Raw genomic sequence first — 18216 nt, 5'->3', positions numbered from 1 at the left:
GCGGGGCAGCGCGCTTGCCTGCGGGAGCACGGGGCGAGCTCCCCTTTCTGCCGTCACCGTCGCCCCTGGGGCGGTCGGGCTTGTTCTTCATGCGCCCGCAGCGCTGCCGCCGCCCTCACCACCGCCTCCGGTGCGCGGCTTGCGCCGACGCCGGCGCTTGCGCGGCACCACGGCTTCGCCGTCGGGCGGCACTGCCACGGTCTCGACCTCGTCGCCCTCGTCGCTGCGGCCCGCGTCGGCCGCACGGCGGCCTGCCGGCTCGGCGCGGGGCTTCGGGGGCTGGGGCGTTTCGCGCACGCGCACGCGCTGGCGCACCTTCTGCTCCTCGCGCACCTGCTCCAGCAGGTCCGAACGGCGCGTGTCGTCGGAGGTGCTGAATTCCTGCCACCACTCGGCGATGGCTTCGCTCACCTCGCCCACGTCGGCGCGCAGGCGCATGAAGTCGAAGGCGGCACGGAAGCGGGCCTGCTCGACCAGGCTGTAGGGCGTGGAGCCGGTGCGCTTGTCGAAGCGCGGCTGCATCATCCAGATCTCGCGCATGTCGGCCGCCAGCTTGCCTCTGCCCGACACGTCGCCGATGCGGGCGTTGAACACGTCGTCGATCGCGTCCTGCAGCGCCGGGAACGGCGGCTGCGCGCGCTGGCCGTTGCGGCCCTCCTGGCGCTGGGCCCAGCCGTCGCGTACGTCGGCCCACAGCACGCAGGCCAGCAGGAAGCTGGGCGCCACGGGCTTGCCCTCGCCCACGCGGCGGTCGGTGTCCTGCAGGGCGGCCTTCACGAACGGCTGGTCGGCGCGCTCCACCACCACGTCGAGCAGAGGGTAGATGCCGCGGGCCAGGCCGAGCTTGCGGAGCTGCTCGACCGTCGCGATGGCGTGGCCGGTCTGCAGCAGCTTGAGCATCTCGTCGAAGAGGCGGCTCTGCGGCACGTCGGCCAGCAGCTTGCTCGATTCGACTAGCGGCGCCGCCGTCTTGGCCTCCAGCTTGAAGCCCAGGGCCGCGAGCTTGGCCGAGAAGCGGATGGCGCGGATGATGCGCACCGGATCTTCGCGGTAGCGCGTGGCGGGGTCGCCGATCATGCGCAGGGTGAGCTTCTGGGCGTCCTTGATGCCGTTGTGATAGTCCACCACCACCTGGTTGGCCGGGTCGTAGTACATGGCGTTCACGGTGAAGTCGCGGCGCGCGGCGTCTTCTTCCTGCGGGCCCCAGACGTTGTCGCGCAGCACACGGCCACTGGCGTCCACCGCGTGCTTCATGCTCGCGAGCTCGCCCTTGCTGGTGCGCTCGTTGCCTGCCACCTGCTCGGCCGCGGCGTTGTCCATGTAGGCCCGGAAGGTCGAGACCTCGATCACCTCGTGCTCGCGCCCGCGGCCGTACACCACGTGCACGATGCGAAAGCGCCGCCCGATGATGAAGGCGCGGCGGAACAGCGCCTTCACCTGCTCCGGCGTGGCGTTGGTGGCCACGTCGAAGTCCTTGGGACGCAGGCCCAGCAGAAGGTCGCGCACCGCGCCGCCCACCACGTAGGCCTCGTAGCCTGCCTGCTGGAGCGTGGTGACCACGTTCTTCGCCCGCTCGTCGACCAGGGCAGGATCGATTCCGTGGACCTCGGCCGGCACCTCCTGGCGCTTGCCGAAACGGCTCTTGCCCTGCGTGCCGCCGGCACCCTTGCCGAGCAGCTTGTCGATGAATTTCTTGATCATTGTTGTTGGAAGCCTTGTTCGCTCTTCTATTCGTTCTCGAGCATGGAGCGGATCAGCGGAATGGTGATCGCGCGTTGCGTCTGCAGGGCGTAGCCGTCGAGCTGCGTGAGCAGCTCCATCAGGCTGCCGAGGTCGCGGCTGAAGCGGTGGAGCATGTAGTCGAGCACGTCGTCCGACAGCATCACGCCGCGCGCGTCGGCCGCCTGGCGCAGCACCGCGCGGCGTTCGCTTTCGCTGAGCACCTGCATGTGGAAGACATGGCCCCAGCCGAGGCGGGTGCGCAGGTCCTCGCGCAGCGGCAGGTCGGCCGGCGGCAATGCGCCGGCGGCGACCACGCCGCGCTGCAGCGTCTGGGCGTTGACGAACCAGTTGAAGGCCGCGTGCTGCTGCACGGCGGTGTAGAGGTGCACGTCGTCGAGCAGGACGGCGCCCCAGCGCTCGTCGAACTCGGGCGGCTCCAGCAGGCCCGCATGGAGCCAGCCCACGCTGGCGCCCTGCTCGCGCAGTGCGACGCGCACCGATTCGAGCAGATGGGTCTTGCCGCTGCCGCCGTCGCCCCACAGGTAGGTGGGCACCGGCGAGTGCAGCACGGGGCTGCCGGCGCCGCCCACCCACACTTGCAGGTGCCGCAGAGCCGCCTCGTTGGGGCCGGCGAAAAAGGCGTCGAAGCTGGGGCCCGTCGCAATGCCGATATCGAGCGCGAGCTGTTTCATCCCGGGAAGGTTCATGGAGGGGGCCGCGGGGGCCCTTAAAATCATCGGGAATTCTATCGGCCCGGCCAACATGGTTGCCGGCGCCCCTTCCGCCCCCACTCTTTGCGTCTCTTCCGACCTCGACCACCCATGACTTCCTCCACGCCCACCCCGCTCAGCTACAAGGACGCCGGTGTCGACATCGATGCAGGCGACGCCCTGGTCGACCGCATCAAGCCGCTGGCGAAGAAAACCCTGCGCGAAGGCGTGCTGGCCGGCATCGGCGGCTTCGGCGCCCTGTTCGAGGTGCCCAAGCGCTACAAGGAACCCGTGCTCGTGAGCGGCACCGACGGCGTGGGCACCAAGCTCAAGCTGGCCTTCGAATGGAACATGCACGACACGGTCGGCATCGACCTGGTGGCAATGAGCGTCAACGACGTGCTGGTGCAGGGCGCCGAGCCCCTCTTCTTCCTCGACTACTTCGCCTGCGGCAAGCTCGACGTGGACACCGCCGCGGCGGTCGTCGGCGGCATCGCCCGCGGCTGCGAGCTCTCGGGCTGCGCGCTGATCGGCGGCGAAACCGCCGAGATGCCCGGCATGTACCCGGCCGGCGAATACGATCTGGCGGGCTTCGCGGTCGGCGCGGTCGAGAAGTCGAAGATCCTCACGGGCCAGAACGTCAAGCCCGGCGACGTGGTGCTGGGCCTGGCCTCGGCCGGCGTGCACTCCAACGGCTTCAGCCTGGTGCGCAAAGTGATCGAGCGCGCGCAACAAGGTGGGGCCGACCTGCCCGCCACCCTCGACGGCAAGCCCTTCCGCGAGGCCGTGATGGAGCCCACCCACCTCTACGTGAAGCCGGTGCTCGAGGCGCTGGGCAAGCACCCGATCAAGGCGCTGGCGCACATCACCGGCGGCGGCCTGCTCGAGAACATCCCGCGCGTGCTGCCCGAAGGCACGGCCGCCCACCTCAAGAAGGGTAGCTGGCCGCAGACCGAGCTGTTCGCCTGGCTGCAGAAGGTGGCCGGCATCAACGACATCGAGATGAACCGCACCTTCAACAACGGCATCGGGATGGTGGTGGTCATCGACGCCGCCGAAGCTGCCGCCTGCGCCGCCACGCTGCGTGCCGCCGGCGAAACGGTGCACGAGATCGGCGTGATCGCCGAGCGCGGCGAAGGCGCGGCCGTGGTCGTCGGCTGACCGCCGGCTGCTGCGTCCACTTTTTCGAAGAACAGAGCACGCACCCGCACCGGATGGCCAACAAGCCGCAGCCCTCCCCCATCGCCTCGCCGGCGTCCTCCGCCTTCCGTCCGGCCGCATCGCGCGGCGTGACCATCGCCAGCTACCTGCTGATGCTGGGCGCCCTGATGCTGGTGATGTGGGAGCACCTGCTGCCGGGCCTGCTGTGCGTCTGCATCGGCTTTCTCGTCACGCGCTGGTTCGCGCGCCTGCTGGCCTCGGGGCTGGGGCGCATTCCGGCGCTGGCCAGGCGGCCCGGCAGCGCCCAGGGCTGGGCCGGCGTGGTGGCCGTCACGGTGGTGCTGCTGGCGCCCATCGCGCTGATCACGCTGGGGCTGTCGCAGGCCCGCGAATACATCGTCGATGCGCCCGACCAGTACCGCGAGCTGCTCGACTACACCGCGCGCACCGTGCTGGAGCTGCGCTCCAAGCTGCCGGTGGAGATCGCCGTCTACCTGCCCGAGGGCGCGGCCGAGGTGCAGCGCGTGATCGCCAACTACCTGCGCGCGCAGGCCGGCTCGCTGGCCGTGGCAGGACGCGCGTGGCTGCACGGCATTCTTTTCTCGTACGTGGGCCTGATCATCGGCAGCCTGGCCGCCGTGGCCCACGCGCCGATGCGGCGCCTGCCGCTGGCCGAACAGCTGCACCGGCGCGTGCAGACCTTCGGCGAGGCCTTCGCCCAGATCGTGGCGGCCCAGTTCTGGATCGCCGCCTTCAACACGCTGCTGACGGCCATCTTCCTGCTCTTCATCATGCCGCTGTGGGACGCGCACCTGCCCTACACGCCGGCGCTCATCACCCTCACCTTCCTGGCCGGCCTGGTACCGATCGTGGGCAACCTGGTCTGCAACTCGGTGATCACGCTGGTGGGGCTGTCGGTGTCGCCGGTCACGGCCGCGGCCTGCCTGATCTTCCTGATCGTGATCCACAAGGCCGAGTACGTCATCAATGCCAAGGTGGTGGGCGCGCGCACGCAGATGAGCGTGTGGGAACTGCTGGCGGTGATGTTCGTGGCCGAGGCGGTCTTCGGCCCGGCCGGGCTGGTGGCGGCGCCGCTGTACTACGCGTACCTGAAGAAAGAGCTGCAGGCGGCTTCGCTGGTCTGACGGGGCCTTCGCCCCGGTCGATGTCCTGATCTGATCGATTCTGGTCCTGCGCCGAGCGGACCGGAAGCTGGCGCGCCGCAAGAATGAGCGGCATCATCCACTCCGCTCCCGCCCGCGAGCCCCGCCATGAAAACCTGTCTGATAGTGATCGACGCCCAGGAGTCGTTCCGCCAGCGCGCCTACTGGAACGAAAGCCAGGCCGCGCCCTACTTCGCCGCGCAGAATGCGCTGATCGAAGGCGCCGCAGCCGCGAGCCTGCCCATCGTGCGGGTCTTCCACACCGACGAGCCCTCCGACGCGAGCAACCCCTTCGCGATCGAATCGGGCCACGTGCGCCCCATCGGCGGCCTCGCCGCCTTCGACGCGGCCGCCACTTTCACCAAGCACCGCCACAGCGCGCTGGTCAACAGCGGACTGGACGTTTGGCTCACGCAGAACGGCATCGGCCGGCTGATCGTGAGCGGCATCCGCACCGAGCAATGCTGCGAGACCACCACCCGCCACGCCTCCGACCTGGGCTGGGAAGTGGACTACGTCACCGACGCCACCCTCACCTTCGACATGAAGCATCCCGACGGCAGTCCGCTCGCCGCCGCCGACATCAAGGCCCGCACGGCCGCCGTGCTGCATGAGCGGTTCGCCACCGTCTGCACCGTGGCGCAGGCGCTCGAACGGGCCGTGGCGTGAACGGCATGAGCGGCATGACCATGCGCGTGCTGATCCTCGCGTTCGACGGCGTCGAGGCGCTGGACTTCGCCGGCCCCTTCGAGGTGTTCACCACTGCGAGCCGGGTCGGGCAGCGGCTGCGGCCGGACTCGCCGGCGCTGTTCGAGGTCGCTTCGGTGGCCCACGCCGCCGCAGGCCAGGCCGTTCAGGCGCGTGCAGGCCTCCGGCTGCTGGCCAACCACACGCTGGTCGACAGCCCGGCGGCCGACGTGCTGATCGTTCCCGGCGGCGTGGTCGACGCGCCGATGGCCTGCTCCGACACCCTGCGCTGGATAGCCGATCAGGCAGCCGGCGCGAAGATCGTCGCCTCGGTCTGCACCGGCGCCTTCCTGCTGGCCCGAAGCGGCGTGGTGACCAGCGACCCGGTCACGACCCACTGGGAAGACATCGCCGAGCTGCGCGAGCGCTTCCCCTCGCTCGACGTGCGCGAGGGCGTGCGCTGGGTGGACAACGGCCGCATCGTCAGCTCGGCGGGCATCAGCGCCGGCATCGACATGAGCGTGCACCTCGTCGAACGGCTGGCCGGGCTCGAGCTCGCAGCGCGCACCGCGCGACAGATGGACTACGAATGGAACCGCGGCAACCCGAACCAGCCCCCATCCGCGTAGTGTTCGTCCTCCTGCCCGGCAGCCTCGTACTCGACTGGGCTGGCCCGGCAGAGGCGCTGCGCATCGCCAACCAGCGGCTGCGCGCGGCGGGGCGGGCCGAGCGCTTCGCCATCGAGTTCGCCAGCCCGCGGCCGACGGCCATGGGCTCGGTCGGCGTGGCGCTCGCAGGGCTCTCGCCGCTGCCCACGGCGTGGGACGGCCCCGGCTGGGTCGTGCTGGTCGGCCTGCCCGGCGACGCCATCGCCATCGACAACCCCGAGACGCAGGACCTGCTGCACTGGCTGCGTGGCCTGCGCTTCGAGCGCGGCCGGCTGGAGCTGGTGACGGTCTGCGCCGGCGCCGTGCTGGCCGCGCACGCCGGGGCGCTGGCTGGCCGTCGCGCCACCACGCACCACCATCACCTGGGCGAGTTGCGCGAGGTCGAGCCGCGCTGCGAGGTGGTGAGCAACCGCGTGTTCGTGATCGATCCGCCGCTCTACAGCAGCGCGGGCGTGACCACCGGCATCGACCTGATCCTGCACCGCATCGGCGAGCTGTGCGGCGAGGCGCTCGCGGCGCAGGTCGCGCAGTCGATGGTGATGCCGCTGCGCCGCGGGCCGCACGATCCGGAGCTCTCGCCCTTCCTCGCCTACCGCAACCACCTGCACGCCGCCCTGCATCGCGTGCAGGACGCCGTGAGCGAGCGGCCGCAGGCCGACTGGAACGTGCCGCGCATGGCCGAGGTGGCGCACACCTCTGCGCGGCACCTCACGCGGCTCTTCGTCGAGCATGCGGGCGTGGCGCCGCTGGCCTACCTGCGGCGGCTGCGGCTCGCGACGGCCCAACTGGCGCTGGCCTCGGGCGCAAGCGTGACGCGGGCGGCGGAGCAATCGGGCTTCGGCTCCGACACGCAGCTGCGCCGCGCATGGCACCAGTTCGGGCTGCCGGGGTCGCCTTCGGAAGCGGGATCGTCTTCCCGCGCCTGACGCCGCTCAGTGCCAGACGCCTGCGGGCGCCGGCCCCGGCACGCGCAGCAGCCTGTCGTCGCCGATCTCCAGCAGCCGGTTGGCCGCGTAGCTGTTCTGCGAATCGGGCTCCAGCGCCGCGCTGACCAGCGGCGACAGCGGCTGCGCCAGCGACACGTAGAAGCTGCCCGGCTGCACCACCGCGCGGCCGTGGCGCAGCCGCACGCGGAAGCTGCGGATCGCCTCGCCGTCCTCGATGGCGCCGCGCGCGTCCTGCCGCTGGCCATCGGCCTGCGAGAGGATCTCGTAGCGCTCCACCGACCATGGCGCCGCACTGTCGATGCGTTCCACGCGCACGCCCAGCATCTGCAGGCGCTGCACGGCCACGGTCTCGCTCGAAGCCAGCAGGTAGCCGCAGGGGCGAGGACGCGCATTGACGATCTTCAGCGGCTCGGCGGCGCGCCATTCGACGTCGACGGCCTTGTCCTCGCCGGTCTTCGCATCGAGGAATTCGAGCCGCTGCTTCGTCGGCGTCTGCCAGGCCTCGACCACCAGATCGCCGCGGCAGGCATCGGCCTTGGCGCGCTGGCCGGCCTGCGCGGTGAGCTGCATCAGCGCAGGCCCCTGCTTCGCCGCTGTCTCGATGACCGTGGTGGCCGCGAGCACCTGCGTGTGCACGCGGCGCGCGAAATGCGCCCGGCCCAGCCCCACGCCGCGCACTTCGAGCAGCAGGCTCACGGCCTGGTGCAGCGCACTCACGTTGCGGCCGGTGTCGGGCTGCACGCCGCCCATCGACACCGTGCGATCGTCGGACTTGCCGCCGGAGGTGGTGTGGTACTTGAAGCCCTGCAGCCCGGCCCGCGCGAAGGCGGCCTGGATGGCGTCGACGTAGTCGCGCTGCGCGCTCGCGGCGATGGCAGCGTCGAGGTTGCCCACCGTGGCGGGCTGCAGCAGGCCGTCGTATTTCATGACGGCGCCGAACTTGTCGATCCAGCGGCCACCGACAGTGAATTCGTGCAGGTCGAGCACCACCTGCGGCGCGTAGCGCAGGGTGGCCGCCGCGATCACGCGCGCCTCGGGTGTGCGCAGCAGCAGGTGGTCGCGATTGACGTCGATGCCGTTGGCGGTGACGCGGGTGAAGCGCTCGGCGCCGTCGGGATTGCCGCGCGGCACCAGCACGAGATTGACCTTCTTCAGCAGCGCCGAGCCCGGTTCCGCGGCGAACTGCTGCGCCAGCGCCAGTACTGCTTCACCGCCGGCCGGCTCGTTGCCGTGCTGCTGGCCGATCACCATCACCGTGGGCCGGGTCGTGTCGACGCGGCCCTGCTCGGCCAGCACCACCAGCGGCATCTCTCGTCCCTGCTGCGACGTCCCGATGCGCTCGATGCGCACGCTGGACGACTGGCGCGCCAACTCGTCGAGGAAGGCCAGCATTTCTGCATGCGAGGGAAAGTCGATGCGGCCCGGGCGAAAGCCCGGCGTTGCATAGCTCACCGGCGGATCGGGAAAGCGCGCGGCAATGGCCGGCGGCTCGACCCACACCTTGGCGGGCTCGAACTGGGCCAGGGCCGAGGCGGACGACAGCAGGGCCAGGCCGGAAACGCACAGGAAGCGGAGGAAGGGGGTGCGCAGCATGGCGCGCATTGTCCTCCGGCGCGACTCGCAGCAGATTCAGCTGTCGTTCAGTTCAAGCGCGCCCTCTTCTTCCAGAGATACCGCGGAACCGGCTCCGCCGGGCCGCAGGCATCGCCCCCGGAAGGGGGTTGGCGCAGCGACACGAAGTGCGCGAAGCCTGGGGGCGAGTCAAGTACAAGCCCGGGCGCGCGCCAGCAGCAGGGCCCGCTCGCGCGTGTTGCGCGTGAGCGAGGCGGCGCGGTCGAACTCCCTGCGCGCCTCGTCGAGGCGGCCGAGCTTGAAGAGCAGGTCGCCGCGCACCGCCGGCAGCAGGTGATAGCCCTTGAGCGCGGGCTCGTCCAGCAGCGCATCGGCCACCTCCAGCCCGGCCGCCGGGCCGAAGGCCATCGACAGCGCCACCGCGCGGTTGAGCTCGACGATGGGCGACGGCGCGAGTTCGGCCAGCGCGTCGTAGAGGGCGGCGATGCGACCCCAGTCGGTCTCGTCGGCGGAGCGCGCGCGGCCGTGGCAGGCGGCGATGGCGGCCTGCAGCGCATAGGGGCCGAGCGCGCCGCCCAGCGACTCGGCCCGCGCAAGCGCAGCGAGGCCGCGTCGGATCAGCATCTGGTCCCAGCGCGCGCGGTTCTGCTCCAGCAGCAGCACCGGCTCGCCCGAGGGCCCCATGCGCGCGGCGGTGCGCGAGGCCTGGATCTCCATCAGCGCGACCAGCCCGTGCACTTCGGATTCCTTCGGCACCAACTCGGCCACGATGCGGCCCAGGCGCAGCGCTTCCTCGCACAGCGAGGGGCGCATCCAGTCGTCGCCGGCGGTGGCCGAGTAGCCCTCGTTGAAGACCAGGTAGATCACCTCCAGCACCGAGGCGAGCCGCGTCTCCAGCTCGTGCCGGCGCGGCACCTCGAAGGGCACGCGCGCCTCGGCCAGGGTGCGCTTGGCGCGCACGATGCGCTGCGCCACCGTGGCCTCGGGCACGAGGAAGGCGCGGGCGATCTCGTCGGTGGTCAGGCCGCCCATCACCCGCAGCGTGAGCGCCACCCGCGCCTCGGTCGAGAGCACCGGGTGGCACGCGGTGAACACCAGCCGCAGCAGGTCGTCGCCGATGTCGTCGTCCAGCGCGGCATCGACGGCCTCGGCGAAGTCGTCCTGCGCCATCTCGTGCTGCGCGTCGAGCTCGCGGCCGATCTCGCCGGCCTTGTGCTCGGCCAGCTGCAGGTGGCGCAGGCGGTCGAGAGCGCGGCGCTTGGCCACGGCCGTGAGCCAGGCGGCGGGGTTGTCGGGCACGCCCGATTCGCTCCATTGCTCCAGGGCCGAGACCAGCGCGTCCTGGGCCAGCTCCTCGGCCAGGCCCACGTCGCGCACCATCCGCGCGACGGTGGCGATGATCTTCGCGGACTCGATGCGCCACACCGCCTCGATGGTGCGGTGGATGGCGGCAGCGTCCGCGCGGCCCTCGCCCCGGTTCATGCCCCGGGCTTCTTCACCGTCTGCATCGAGGTGAATTCGCCGGCCACCGCCTGCACGTCGGCCGGGAAGTCTTCCATCTCCTGGATCTGGCGCACCTCGATGACCTCGTTGTCGCCGCCCGGGCAGCGGCTGGCCCATTCGATGGCAGCGGCGCGCGAGGGCACGTCGATGATCCAGAAGCCGCCCAGCACTTCCTTGGCCTCGGCGAAGGGGCCGTCGACGACCTTGGGCTTGCGGTTCTTGAAGCTCACGCGCGCGCCCATCGAGGGCGGGTGCAGGCCGTCGCAGCTGACCAGCACGCCGGCCTTCTGCAGCGACTCGTTGTAGGCCATCATGGCCGACACCGCCTCGACGTCGTCGGGGACGGTGCCGGGCGCGGCGTTCTCGTAGCCGTGGGGAATCATCAGCAGCATGAATCGCATGGTGCGTCTCCTTCGGCGTGGCGGCTCAGCCGCCAGCCTTGGTGCGGGCCTCGGTCTCGGCGCGCAGGCGGTCTTCCTGGGCGAGCAACTCGGGCGTCATGGAGTCGCCGAAGTCGGCGGCCTCGAACACCTGGCGGATCTCGATCTCGCCTTCCTGGAAGGGGCTGCGCTTGATCCACTCGATGGCCTCCTCCTTCGACTTGCACTGGAACAGCCAGAAGCCGGCCAGCAGTTCCTTGGTCTCGGCGAAGGGGCCGTCGATGACGGTGCGCTTGGTCGGTCCCTCGCAGCGCACGCGCACGCCCTTGGAACTGGGGTGCAGGCCCTCGCCCGCCAGCAGCACGCCGGCCTTGACCAGTTCCTCGTTGAACTTGCCCATGGCGGTGAGGATTTCGGTGCTGGGCATCACGCCGGCTTCGGAATCGGCGTTGGCCTTGACCAGAATCATGAATCGCATGTCGTTTCTCCTGAAGGTTGATGGTGTTGAAGCGGCCTGGAAAACTGCCCGCTCCTGTTCACACGTCGGACGGGCGGCCGCCGGATCGACACGGAAGCGTCGATCCATTTGTAATTTTGTGTTTCAGAAACCGGGGTTTCAGGGCAGGTAGCCGCAAAAGCGCAGCACATGGCCGTCGGGTTCGCGTATCGCGAATTCGCGCAGTCCCCAGGGCTGGGAAACGGGCGGCTCGACGACAGTCACGCCGCGCTTCACGTAGGCGGCGTGCAGGCCGTCGATGTCCTTGCCCACGTGGATCACGATCTCGCCGCGCCAGAGTTTCGCCTCGCGCGCGTTGCATTGCCACAGCCGCAGGTAGACCGGGTCGCCGTAGCTGCGGTCGCCCTTCTTCACCCGGGCGTAGCTGGGCGGCTCGCCGGCGATGAAGTCGAGCTCGAAGCCCAGCACGTCGCGGAACCACCGCGCGGCGCGGGTGACGTCCGACACCGGCAGCACGGGCTGCACGCCGTGGAACTGATGCAGTGTGCCCAGGTCGGGCGCGGAGCTGACGCCGGCCTGGGTTGCCATCTGCTCAGCTCGCCAGCCGGCGCAGGGCGGCGACCCGCTCGGCGATGGCGTCGAGGTCCAGGGCGTCCTCGGCCTTCGCCAGGTAGGTTTCGAGGTCGCGCACCGCCAGCGTCGTGTTGCCCTGCTCGGCATGCGCGATGCCGCGGTCGCGGTACTCGCCCCAGGCGCTGGGCAGCAGCGCGATCAGGCGGTCCTGCACGGAAATGACGCGCTGCCAGTCTTCCTGCGCGTGGTGCACTTCCTTCAGGTTGCGCAGCATGCGCGCGATGATCTCGCGCGAGCTGGCCGGCTGCAGGTAGAGGCCCAGCGGCACGTCGAAGTCGCCGACCAGGCCGTTGCTGCGCTTGTAGGGCTCCAGGCGTTCGCCCAGCTCCTCGCGCGACAGCGACTTGCCGGTGAACGGGTCGATCACCACCTGCCCCTTGGGCAGCGTGACCTTGAGCATGAAGTGCCCCGGAAACCCGATGCCGCGCGCCTGCAGGCCCAGGCCCTGCGCCAGCTCCATCCACAGCACCGCCAGCGAGATCGGAATGCCGCGGCGGGTGCGCAGCACGGCGTTGAGGTAGCTGTTGTCGGGGTCGTAGTAGTCGTTGACGTTGCCGCCGAAGTTCAGGTCGCTGAAGAAGAACTGGTTCAGCGCCCGCAGGCGGGCCAGCGGTGCGGCGTCGGCCGGAAGGCGGCGGCGCAGGCGGGCCAGGAGCTGGTCGACGTCGCCCAGCACCTGCTGCACGTCGAGGTCGGGGTACTCGTCCTGCGCCAGGCTGGCGGCGGCTTCGAGCAGCGGAAACTGGTCGTCGCTGCGCACCAGCGACTCGAAATATTCCAGGGCGGTCGGAACCTGAAAGCTGAACGTCATGTGGCTTTGTAGAGGAGCATTTCCGGAGCGTCAAGAAGGGGCACACGCGTATTGCGCACGCCTGAAAGGCCCCTGCAAGGTCTCAGCGGCGGATGAAGCTGCGCAACCGCACGCCGACCGCCGCCAGCACGCCGAAATACAGCAGTGCCGAGCCGGTGATCAGCGCGGCCAGCAGGCCGATGCGCAGCAGGCGCTGCTCGCGCAGCGCGACCCAGTCGAAATGCGCCGAGCCCCACACCAGCAGGCCCGCCAGCACCGCGGTGCCGGCGGCCACCTGCAGCGCGAACCTGCCCCAGCCCGGCTCGGGCTTGTAGCTGCCGCGGCGGATCAGCCCGACGAGCAGCCAGGCCGAATTCACCAGCGCGCCGATGGCGATCGTCAGCGTGAGCGCCGCGTGCTGCAGCACCGGCACCAGGAACAGGTTGAGGATCTGCGTCAGCACCAGCACGCCCACGGCGATGAGCATCGGCGTGCGCGTGTCGTGCTTGGCGTAGTAGCCCGGCGCAAGCACCTTCACCGCCACGATGCCGACGAGCCCGACGCCGTAGCCCATCAGCGCCAGTGTCGTGCGGCCCACGTCCTCGCCGGAGTAGGCCCCGTTGTGGAAGAGCACCGCCACCAGCGGCTTGGCGAACAGCAGCAAGGCGATCGCGCATGGCGCCGACAGCAGCACCACGAGGCGCAGGCCCCAGTCGAGCAGCGAGGAATAGCGCGCATCGTCCTTGGCGGCGCGGGCGCCGGCCAGCTGCGGCATCAGCACCACGCCCAGCGCCACGCCGAGCATGGCGGTCGGGAACTCCATCAGCCGGTCGGCATTGGTGATCCAGGTGACGCTGCCCACCGCGAGGTGAGATGCGATCTGCGTGTTGATGAGCAGCGAGATCTGCGCCACGCTGACGCCCAGCAGCGCCGGCAGCATCAGCTTGAGCACCTTGCGCGTGTTCGGGTCGGTCCAGGCGGTGCGCAGCGCCCGCAGGCTCATGCCCAGCCGCGGCAGCAGGCCCAGCCTGCGCAACGCAGGAATCTGCAGCGCCAGCTGCAGCACGCCGCCGGCCATGACGCCCACGCACTGGGCGTAGATCGGCTCGATGCCCCAGTGCCGGAAGAGCGGCGCCCCGACCAGGATCGACAGGATCAGCGCCACGTTGAGCAGCACCGGCGACGCCGCCGGCACCGCGAACTTGCGCCATGTGTTGAGGATGCCGCCCGCCAGCGCCACCAGCGACATGAAGCCGATGTACGGGAACATCCACCGCGTCATGACCACCGCGGCGTCGAAGCCGGGCAGCCCGCTGGCCATGGCCCAGACCAGCAGCGGCGCCCCGGCCACGCCGGCCACGCAGACGATCACCAGCGTCCAGGTCAGCAGCGTGGCGACGTGGTCGATGAGCTGGCGGGCGCCCTCCTCCCCTGCCTCGGTCTTGCGGGCGGCCAGCACCGGCACGAAGGCCTGGCTGAAGGCGCCCTCGCCGAAGACGCGCCGGAACAGGTTCGGGATGCGGAATGCGACGTTGAAGGCGTCGGTGAGCGCGCTGACGCCGAAAACCGAGGCGAAGAGCACGTCGCGCACGAGGCCCGTGATCCGCGAGGCGAGGGTCAGCAGGGAGACGGTGGAGGCGGATTTGAGCAGGGACACGGGGGCCGAGTTTAGGCCCCGCCGGAGCCCCGAAACGCCCGGATTCGGCGGAAAAGCCAACCCGGCCTATAATGGAGGGCTTTGCTGCATCATCCTCAGACACCTAAGGACATAAATCATGGCATCCGCCAAGCCCAAGAAAAAGAACCCGCGCCTCGCCTCCGGCCGTAAGCGCGTCCGCCAGGACACCAAGCTGAACGCTGCGAACACCTCGCTGCGTTCCAAGTACCGTACCGCTGTCAAGAACGTCGAAAAGGCTGTTCTGGCTGGCGACAAGACCAAGGCAAGCGAGCTGTTCGCGAAGGCCCAGAGCATCGTCGACGCGATCGCCGACAAGGGCATCTTCCACAAGAACAAGGCCGCCCGCGACAAGAGCCGCCTGTCGGCCAAGGTCAAGGCCCTCGCCCTCGCGCCTGCAAAGGCCGCCGCCTGACACCTGTCAGGCAAGCCCGGACCGGAATCCTCCGGTCCGCCGTTTGATCGGGGTGCGCTGCAGCAAAGTGAAAAACCGCCTTCGGGCGGTTTTTTCATGCCCGAACGGTTTGCAGATGCAGGCGGACCCGGACGGCGGGCAAAGAAAAAGGCCCTGTCAGGCCTTCTTGGGTGGGGTCGCAGGGATCTGCGCAGAGGCTGACACAGGCGGGATGGGGGCGTCGGGCACCAGGCAGGCCTCGGCGACCTGCAGGTCGTTGTCCCTGGCGAAGTTCACGCAGAAGTCCCAGGCCATCGGCTCGGCGTCGCGCAGCGCGCGGTTCACGACCACGCACTTCACGCCGTTGATGGTCGTGGGAATGCACCACGGCGAATAGCTCAGGTAGCTGCCCGGAAAGGCGCCGCCGGGCCGGAAGGAGCTCATCACGCCGGCCAGACGCTCGGCCCAATCGCTCGGGCGAAAGGTCCGGCCATCCTTGGTGATGCCCTGGATGAAGATTTCTTTGGCTGTGGGGGAAATCATCGTTGAATGAAGCGACCGAGGCAGGTGCTGCGGTGCAGCAAGCGATTCTATCCGCGCCCCTTTTTGCATCCTGAACATGGGGCATTGCTGTGATGCGCAATCCTCAACGAAGCCGTCAAGGCACACGCCTAGAATCCGCCTTCCCTATCTGGAGAACCCGAATGAGCGCTACCGCCCAGCCCACCTCGCCCCACGTCATGAACACCTACGGTCGCCTGCCGATCGCACTGTCGCACGGTCAGGGTTGCCGAGTCTGGGACACCGCGGGCAAGGCCTATCTCGACGGCCTCGGCGGCATCGCGGTGAACACGCTGGGCCACAACCACCCCGAGCTGGTGCCCGCTCTGCAGGACCAGCTGACCAAGCTGATCCACAGCTCCAACTACTACCACGTGCCAGGCCAGGAGCAGCTCGCCACCAAGCTGACCGAACTCTCGGGCCTCACCAACGCCTTCTTCTGCTGCACCGGCCTCGAAGCCAACGAAGCCGCCCTCAAGCTGGCGCGCAAGTTCGGCCACGACAAGGGCATCGAGCGCCCCGAGATCGTCGTCTACGAAGCCGCCTTCCATGGCCGCAGCATCGCCACCCTCTCGGCCACCGGCAATCCCAAGGTGCAGGCCGGCTTCGGCCCGCTGGTCGAGGGCTTCATCCGCGTGCCGCTGAACGACATCGAGGCGCTTCAGCGCGCCACCGAAGGCAATCCGAACGTGGTCGCGGTGTTCTTCGAGACCATTCAGGGCGAAGGCGGCATCAACCCGATGCGCTGGGACTACCTCAAGCAGGTGCGCCAGCTGTGCGACGAGCGCGACTGGCTCATGATGATCGACGAGGTGCAGTGCGGCATGGGCCGCACCGGCAAGTGGTTCGCCCACCAGTGGGCGGGCATCAAGCCCGACGTGATGCCGCTGGCCAAGGGCCTGGGCTCGGGCGTGCCGATCGGCGCGGTGGTGGCCGGCCCCAGGGCCGCCAACATCTTCGGCCCCGGCAACCACGGCACCACCTTCGGCGGCAACCCGCTGGCGATGCGCGCAGGCGTCGAGACCATCCGCATCATGGAAGAGCAGAACCTGCTCGAAAACGCCGCCACCGTGGGCGCCCACCTGAAGGCGGCGCTGGAGCGCGAGCTCGGCGGCCTGAGCGGCGTGAAGGAAGTGCGCGGCCAGGGCCTGATGATCGGCATCGAGCTCGACCGTCCCTGCGGCGCCATCCTCAACCGCGCCTGCGACGCCGGCCTGCTGCTGAGCGTGACGGCCGACAAGGTGATCCGCCTCGTGCCGCCGCTCATCCTGAGCATCGCCGAGGCCGACGAGATCGTCGCGATCCTCGCGCCCATCGTCAAAAACTTCCTGTCGGAGCCTGCAGCCCAATGACGACGACCGCGCCCGCCATCCGCCACTACCTGCAGTTCTCGGACTTCACGGCCGACGAATACGCCTACCTCTTCGATCGCATGGCGATCATCAAGAAGAAGTTCAAGACCTACGAGAAGCACCAGCCGCTGGTCGACCGCACGCTGGCCATGATCTTCGAGAAGGCCAGCACGCGCACCCGCGTGAGCTTCGAGGCCGGCATGTACCAGCTCGGCGGCAGCGTCGTGCACCTGACCACAGGCGACAGCCAGCTCGGCCGCGCCGAGCCCATCGAGGACAGCGCCAAGGTCATCAGCCGCATGGTCGACCTGGTGATGATCCGCACCTACGAGCAGACCAAGATCGACGCCTTCGCCGCGCACTCGCGCGTGCCGGTCATCAACGGCCTGACCAACGAGTTCCATCCCTGCCAGATCCTGGCGGACATCTTCACCTACATCGAACACCGCGGATCCATCCAGGGCAAGACGGTGGCGTGGGTGGGCGACGGCAACAACATGGCCAACACGTGGCTGCAGGCGGCCGAGATCCTGGGCTTCACCGTGCACGTGAGCACGCCCAGCGGCTACGAGGTCGACCAGTCGATCGCCGGCATCCGCTCGGGCGACAGCTACAAGGTCTTCAAGGACCCGATGGAAGCCTGCCGCGGTGCCGACCTCGTCACCACCGACGTCTGGACCAGCATGGGCTACGAGGCCGAGAACGAGGCGCGCCGCAAGGCCTTTGCCGACTGGTGCGTCGACGAGGAAATGATGCGCGCGGCCCAGTCCGACGCCCTCTTCATGCACTGCCTGCCCGCCCACCGCGGCGAGGAAGTGCAGGCCGAGGTCATCGACGGTCCGCAGTCGGTGGTGTGGGACGAGGCGGAGAACCGCCTGCACGCCCAGAAGGCCCTGATGGAGTTCCTGCTGCTCGGCAGGCTCTGATCGGGCAGGCGACCTTCCGAGCCGCGAAGCGCCGCGCATGGAACTGATGAACCGCTACCTGCCGCGCTACCAGTTCGCGGAGGAGCACAGCCTCCACGTGCCGGCCGCGCCCGGTCGCGTGCTCGACATCGCGAGCCGCCCCGAGGTGGTCGACGACCCGGTCGCCCGCCAGCTGATCGCGCTGCGCGAGCTGCCGAACCGGCTCGCAGGCCGGCTGGGTTTCGCGTCGAACCTGCAGCACCGCCCTGCCTTCAGCCTGGCCGAGTTCACGCCGCTGGGCCGCGACGGCGAGAGCGAGCTGGCCTTCGGCCTCGCGGGCCGCTTCTGGCAGTCCGACTATGGGCTGGTTCCGCTCGCCGACGCCTGCGCCTTCACCGCGCTCGACACCACCGGCCTTGCCAAGCTGGTGCTCAACTTCACCGCCCAGCCCGAGGGCCAGGGCACGCGCCTGACCACCCGCACGCGCATCTGGTGCGGCGACGAGGCCTCGCGGCGCCGCTTCAACCTCTACTGGCTGCTGATCCGTCCCGCGAGCGGGCTCATCCGCCGCCGGCTCCTGCGGCGCGTGCACGACGCAGCCCTGCAACCATGAACACCTGCCAGCAATGCGGCGCCTGCTGCGCCAGCTACCGCGTCGACTTCAGCGTGCATGAGCTCGACGAGAACGGCGGCAAGGTGCCTTCGGGCCTCGCCGTAGAGGTGAACGACGCCATCTGCCGCATGCGCGGCACCGACCACGCATCGCCGCGCTGCGCAGCACTCACCGGCAAGATCGGGCAGTCGGTGGGCTGCGGCATCTACGAGTGGCGACCGAATCCGTGCCACGAGCTGGAGGCCGGCAGCGACGCCTGCGAGCGTGCGCGGGCCCGGCACGGCCTGCCCGCGCTGTCTTCGCTGCACTGATCGCGACCCCGG

At 69.6% G+C, this 18216-nt stretch carries 20 protein-coding genes; 10 read left to right on the top strand and 10 right to left on the bottom strand.

Annotated features, from left to right (window positions below):
* Positions 1–87: 87 nt before the first annotated feature.
* A complete protein-coding gene (gene pcnB, locus G369_RS0114025) occupies positions 88–1701 on the bottom strand; it encodes a polynucleotide adenylyltransferase PcnB (protein WP_019654638.1) in 1614 nt (537 codons plus the stop codon).
* A 26-nt stretch (positions 1702–1727) separates the two neighbouring features.
* Positions 1728–2414, bottom strand: coding sequence for a DnaA regulatory inactivator Hda (hda, locus tag G369_RS0114020; RefSeq protein WP_026346369.1), 687 nt, complete (start codon positions 2412–2414; stop codon positions 1728–1730).
* 129 nt (positions 2415–2543) lie between these two features.
* Here hda and purM point away from each other — a divergent pair, with 129 nt between their 5' ends.
* From purM to G369_RS0113995, 5 genes are all read left to right on the top strand, one after another.
* Positions 2544–3593 carry a phosphoribosylformylglycinamidine cyclo-ligase gene (purM, locus tag G369_RS0114015; RefSeq protein ID WP_019654636.1) on the top strand — a complete coding sequence of 350 codons (1050 nt, stop codon included), beginning with the start codon at positions 2544–2546 and terminating at the stop codon, positions 3591–3593.
* A gap of 53 nt (positions 3594–3646) precedes the next feature.
* Positions 3647–4738 carry an AI-2E family transporter gene (locus G369_RS0114010; RefSeq protein ID WP_019654635.1) on the top strand — a complete coding sequence of 364 codons (1092 nt, stop codon included), beginning with the start codon at positions 3647–3649 and terminating at the stop codon, positions 4736–4738.
* A 126-nt stretch (positions 4739–4864) separates the two neighbouring features.
* Complete coding sequence (locus G369_RS0114005) at positions 4865–5425, top strand: cysteine hydrolase family protein (RefSeq protein WP_019654634.1); 561 nt, start codon at positions 4865–4867, stop codon at positions 5423–5425.
* 14 nt (positions 5426–5439) lie between these two features.
* Entirely contained in the window at positions 5440–6072 is a 633-nt protein-coding gene (locus G369_RS0114000) for a DJ-1/PfpI family protein (RefSeq protein ID WP_038114807.1), read from the top strand.
* Positions 6033–7037, top strand: coding sequence for a GlxA family transcriptional regulator (locus tag G369_RS0113995; protein ID WP_019654632.1), 1005 nt, complete (start codon positions 6033–6035; stop codon positions 7035–7037). Before G369_RS0114000 ends, G369_RS0113995 begins: the two co-directional genes overlap by 40 nt.
* Before the next feature lie 6 nt (positions 7038–7043).
* On the opposite strand, the gene G369_RS35800 is transcribed toward G369_RS0113995, so the two are convergent.
* The 7 genes from G369_RS35800 to murJ all read right to left on the bottom strand — a co-directional run bounded on the left by G369_RS35800 (position 7044) and on the right by murJ (position 14050).
* Complete coding sequence (locus G369_RS35800) at positions 7044–8651, bottom strand: M14 family metallopeptidase (protein WP_157773695.1); 1608 nt, start codon at positions 8649–8651, stop codon at positions 7044–7046.
* A 168-nt stretch (positions 8652–8819) separates the two neighbouring features.
* Positions 8820–10112 carry an RNA polymerase sigma factor gene (locus tag G369_RS0113985; protein ID WP_019654631.1) on the bottom strand — a complete coding sequence of 431 codons (1293 nt, stop codon included), beginning with the start codon at positions 10110–10112 and terminating at the stop codon, positions 8820–8822.
* On the bottom strand, positions 10109–10534 hold the full coding sequence (locus G369_RS0113980) for a YciI family protein (protein WP_019654630.1): 426 nt from the start codon (positions 10532–10534) through the stop codon (positions 10109–10111). Before G369_RS0113980 ends, G369_RS0113985 begins: the two co-directional genes overlap by 4 nt.
* 25 nt (positions 10535–10559) lie before the next feature.
* Entirely contained in the window at positions 10560–10991 is a 432-nt protein-coding gene (locus G369_RS0113975; protein ID WP_019654629.1) for a YciI family protein, read from the bottom strand.
* A gap of 138 nt (positions 10992–11129) precedes the next feature.
* Positions 11130–11558 (bottom strand): bleomycin resistance protein, encoded by a 429-nt coding sequence (locus G369_RS0113970; protein ID WP_019654628.1) that lies wholly within the window; start codon positions 11556–11558, stop codon positions 11130–11132.
* A gap of 4 nt (positions 11559–11562) precedes the next feature.
* Entirely contained in the window at positions 11563–12414 is an 852-nt protein-coding gene (locus tag G369_RS0113965; protein WP_019654627.1) for a SirB1 family protein, read from the bottom strand.
* 82 nt (positions 12415–12496) lie between these two features.
* Positions 12497–14050: a murein biosynthesis integral membrane protein MurJ gene (murJ, locus tag G369_RS0113960; protein ID WP_019654626.1), complete on the bottom strand. Its 1554-nt coding sequence runs from the start codon at positions 14048–14050 to the stop codon at positions 12497–12499.
* Positions 14051–14168: 118 nt separating this feature from the next.
* Between murJ and rpsT the strand changes: the two genes are divergently transcribed.
* Positions 14169–14483, top strand: a complete 315-nt coding sequence (gene rpsT, locus G369_RS0113955; RefSeq protein ID WP_019654625.1) for a 30S ribosomal protein S20 — start codon at positions 14169–14171, stop codon at positions 14481–14483.
* Positions 14484–14639: 156 nt separating this feature from the next.
* Here the strand turns inward: rpsT and G369_RS0113950 are convergent, their stop codons facing one another.
* On the bottom strand, positions 14640–15005 hold the full coding sequence (locus tag G369_RS0113950; protein ID WP_019654624.1) for a DUF3579 domain-containing protein: 366 nt from the start codon (positions 15003–15005) through the stop codon (positions 14640–14642).
* A 161-nt stretch (positions 15006–15166) separates the two neighbouring features.
* Here G369_RS0113950 and G369_RS0113945 point away from each other — a divergent pair, with 161 nt between their 5' ends.
* From G369_RS0113945 to G369_RS0113930, 4 genes are read left to right on the top strand one after another with little or no spacing between them, the layout of a single operon-like run.
* Positions 15167–16375, top strand: coding sequence for an aspartate aminotransferase family protein (locus G369_RS0113945; RefSeq protein ID WP_019654623.1), 1209 nt, complete (start codon positions 15167–15169; stop codon positions 16373–16375).
* Entirely contained in the window at positions 16372–17301 is a 930-nt protein-coding gene (argF, locus tag G369_RS0113940; protein ID WP_019654622.1) for an ornithine carbamoyltransferase, read from the top strand. The genes G369_RS0113945 and argF overlap by 4 nt, the downstream gene beginning before the upstream one ends.
* A 37-nt stretch (positions 17302–17338) precedes the next feature.
* On the top strand, positions 17339–17893 hold the full coding sequence (locus G369_RS0113935) for a hypothetical protein (protein WP_019654621.1): 555 nt from the start codon (positions 17339–17341) through the stop codon (positions 17891–17893).
* Positions 17890–18204, top strand: a complete 315-nt coding sequence (locus G369_RS0113930) for a YkgJ family cysteine cluster protein (RefSeq protein WP_019654620.1) — start codon at positions 17890–17892, stop codon at positions 18202–18204. Before G369_RS0113935 ends, G369_RS0113930 begins: the two co-directional genes overlap by 4 nt.
* Positions 18205–18216: the final 12 nt, after the last annotated feature.

The sequence above is a fragment of the Variovorax atrisoli 110B genome (genome assembly GCF_000382045.1).
GTDB classification, from domain to species: Bacteria; Pseudomonadota; Gammaproteobacteria; order Burkholderiales; family Burkholderiaceae_C; genus Variovorax; species Variovorax atrisoli.
Note: the sequence above shows the minus strand (reverse complement) of the source record. Positions and strands in the feature narration are given on the sequence as shown.

Coding starts and splice junctions, on each gene's coding strand:
- pcnB (WP_019654638.1), bottom strand. CDS start 1,701: ATGATCAAGAAATTCATCGACAAGCTGCTCGGCAAGGGTGCCGGCGGC.
- hda (WP_026346369.1), bottom strand. CDS start 2,414: ATGAAACAGCTCGCGCTCGATATCGGCATTGCGACGGGCCCCAGCTTC.
- purM (WP_019654636.1), top strand. CDS start 2,544: ATGACTTCCTCCACGCCCACCCCGCTCAGCTACAAGGACGCCGGTGTC.
- G369_RS0114010 (WP_019654635.1), top strand. CDS start 3,647: ATGGCCAACAAGCCGCAGCCCTCCCCCATCGCCTCGCCGGCGTCCTCC.
- G369_RS0114005 (WP_019654634.1), top strand. CDS start 4,865: ATGAAAACCTGTCTGATAGTGATCGACGCCCAGGAGTCGTTCCGCCAG.
- G369_RS0114000 (WP_038114807.1), top strand. CDS start 5,440: ATGACCATGCGCGTGCTGATCCTCGCGTTCGACGGCGTCGAGGCGCTG.
- G369_RS0113995 (WP_019654632.1), top strand. CDS start 6,033: ATGGAACCGCGGCAACCCGAACCAGCCCCCATCCGCGTAGTGTTCGTC.
- G369_RS35800 (WP_157773695.1), bottom strand. CDS start 8,651: ATGCTGCGCACCCCCTTCCTCCGCTTCCTGTGCGTTTCCGGCCTGGCC.
- G369_RS0113985 (WP_019654631.1), bottom strand. CDS start 10,112: ATGAACCGGGGCGAGGGCCGCGCGGACGCTGCCGCCATCCACCGCACC.
- G369_RS0113980 (WP_019654630.1), bottom strand. CDS start 10,534: ATGCGATTCATGCTGCTGATGATTCCCCACGGCTACGAGAACGCCGCG.
- G369_RS0113975 (WP_019654629.1), bottom strand. CDS start 10,991: ATGCGATTCATGATTCTGGTCAAGGCCAACGCCGATTCCGAAGCCGGC.
- G369_RS0113970 (WP_019654628.1), bottom strand. CDS start 11,558: ATGGCAACCCAGGCCGGCGTCAGCTCCGCGCCCGACCTGGGCACACTG.
- G369_RS0113965 (WP_019654627.1), bottom strand. CDS start 12,414: ATGACGTTCAGCTTTCAGGTTCCGACCGCCCTGGAATATTTCGAGTCG.
- rpsT (WP_019654625.1), top strand. CDS start 14,169: ATGGCATCCGCCAAGCCCAAGAAAAAGAACCCGCGCCTCGCCTCCGGC.
- G369_RS0113950 (WP_019654624.1), bottom strand. CDS start 15,005: ATGATTTCCCCCACAGCCAAAGAAATCTTCATCCAGGGCATCACCAAG.
- G369_RS0113945 (WP_019654623.1), top strand. CDS start 15,167: ATGAGCGCTACCGCCCAGCCCACCTCGCCCCACGTCATGAACACCTAC.
- argF (WP_019654622.1), top strand. CDS start 16,372: ATGACGACGACCGCGCCCGCCATCCGCCACTACCTGCAGTTCTCGGAC.
- G369_RS0113935 (WP_019654621.1), top strand. CDS start 17,339: ATGGAACTGATGAACCGCTACCTGCCGCGCTACCAGTTCGCGGAGGAG.
- G369_RS0113930 (WP_019654620.1), top strand. CDS start 17,890: ATGAACACCTGCCAGCAATGCGGCGCCTGCTGCGCCAGCTACCGCGTC.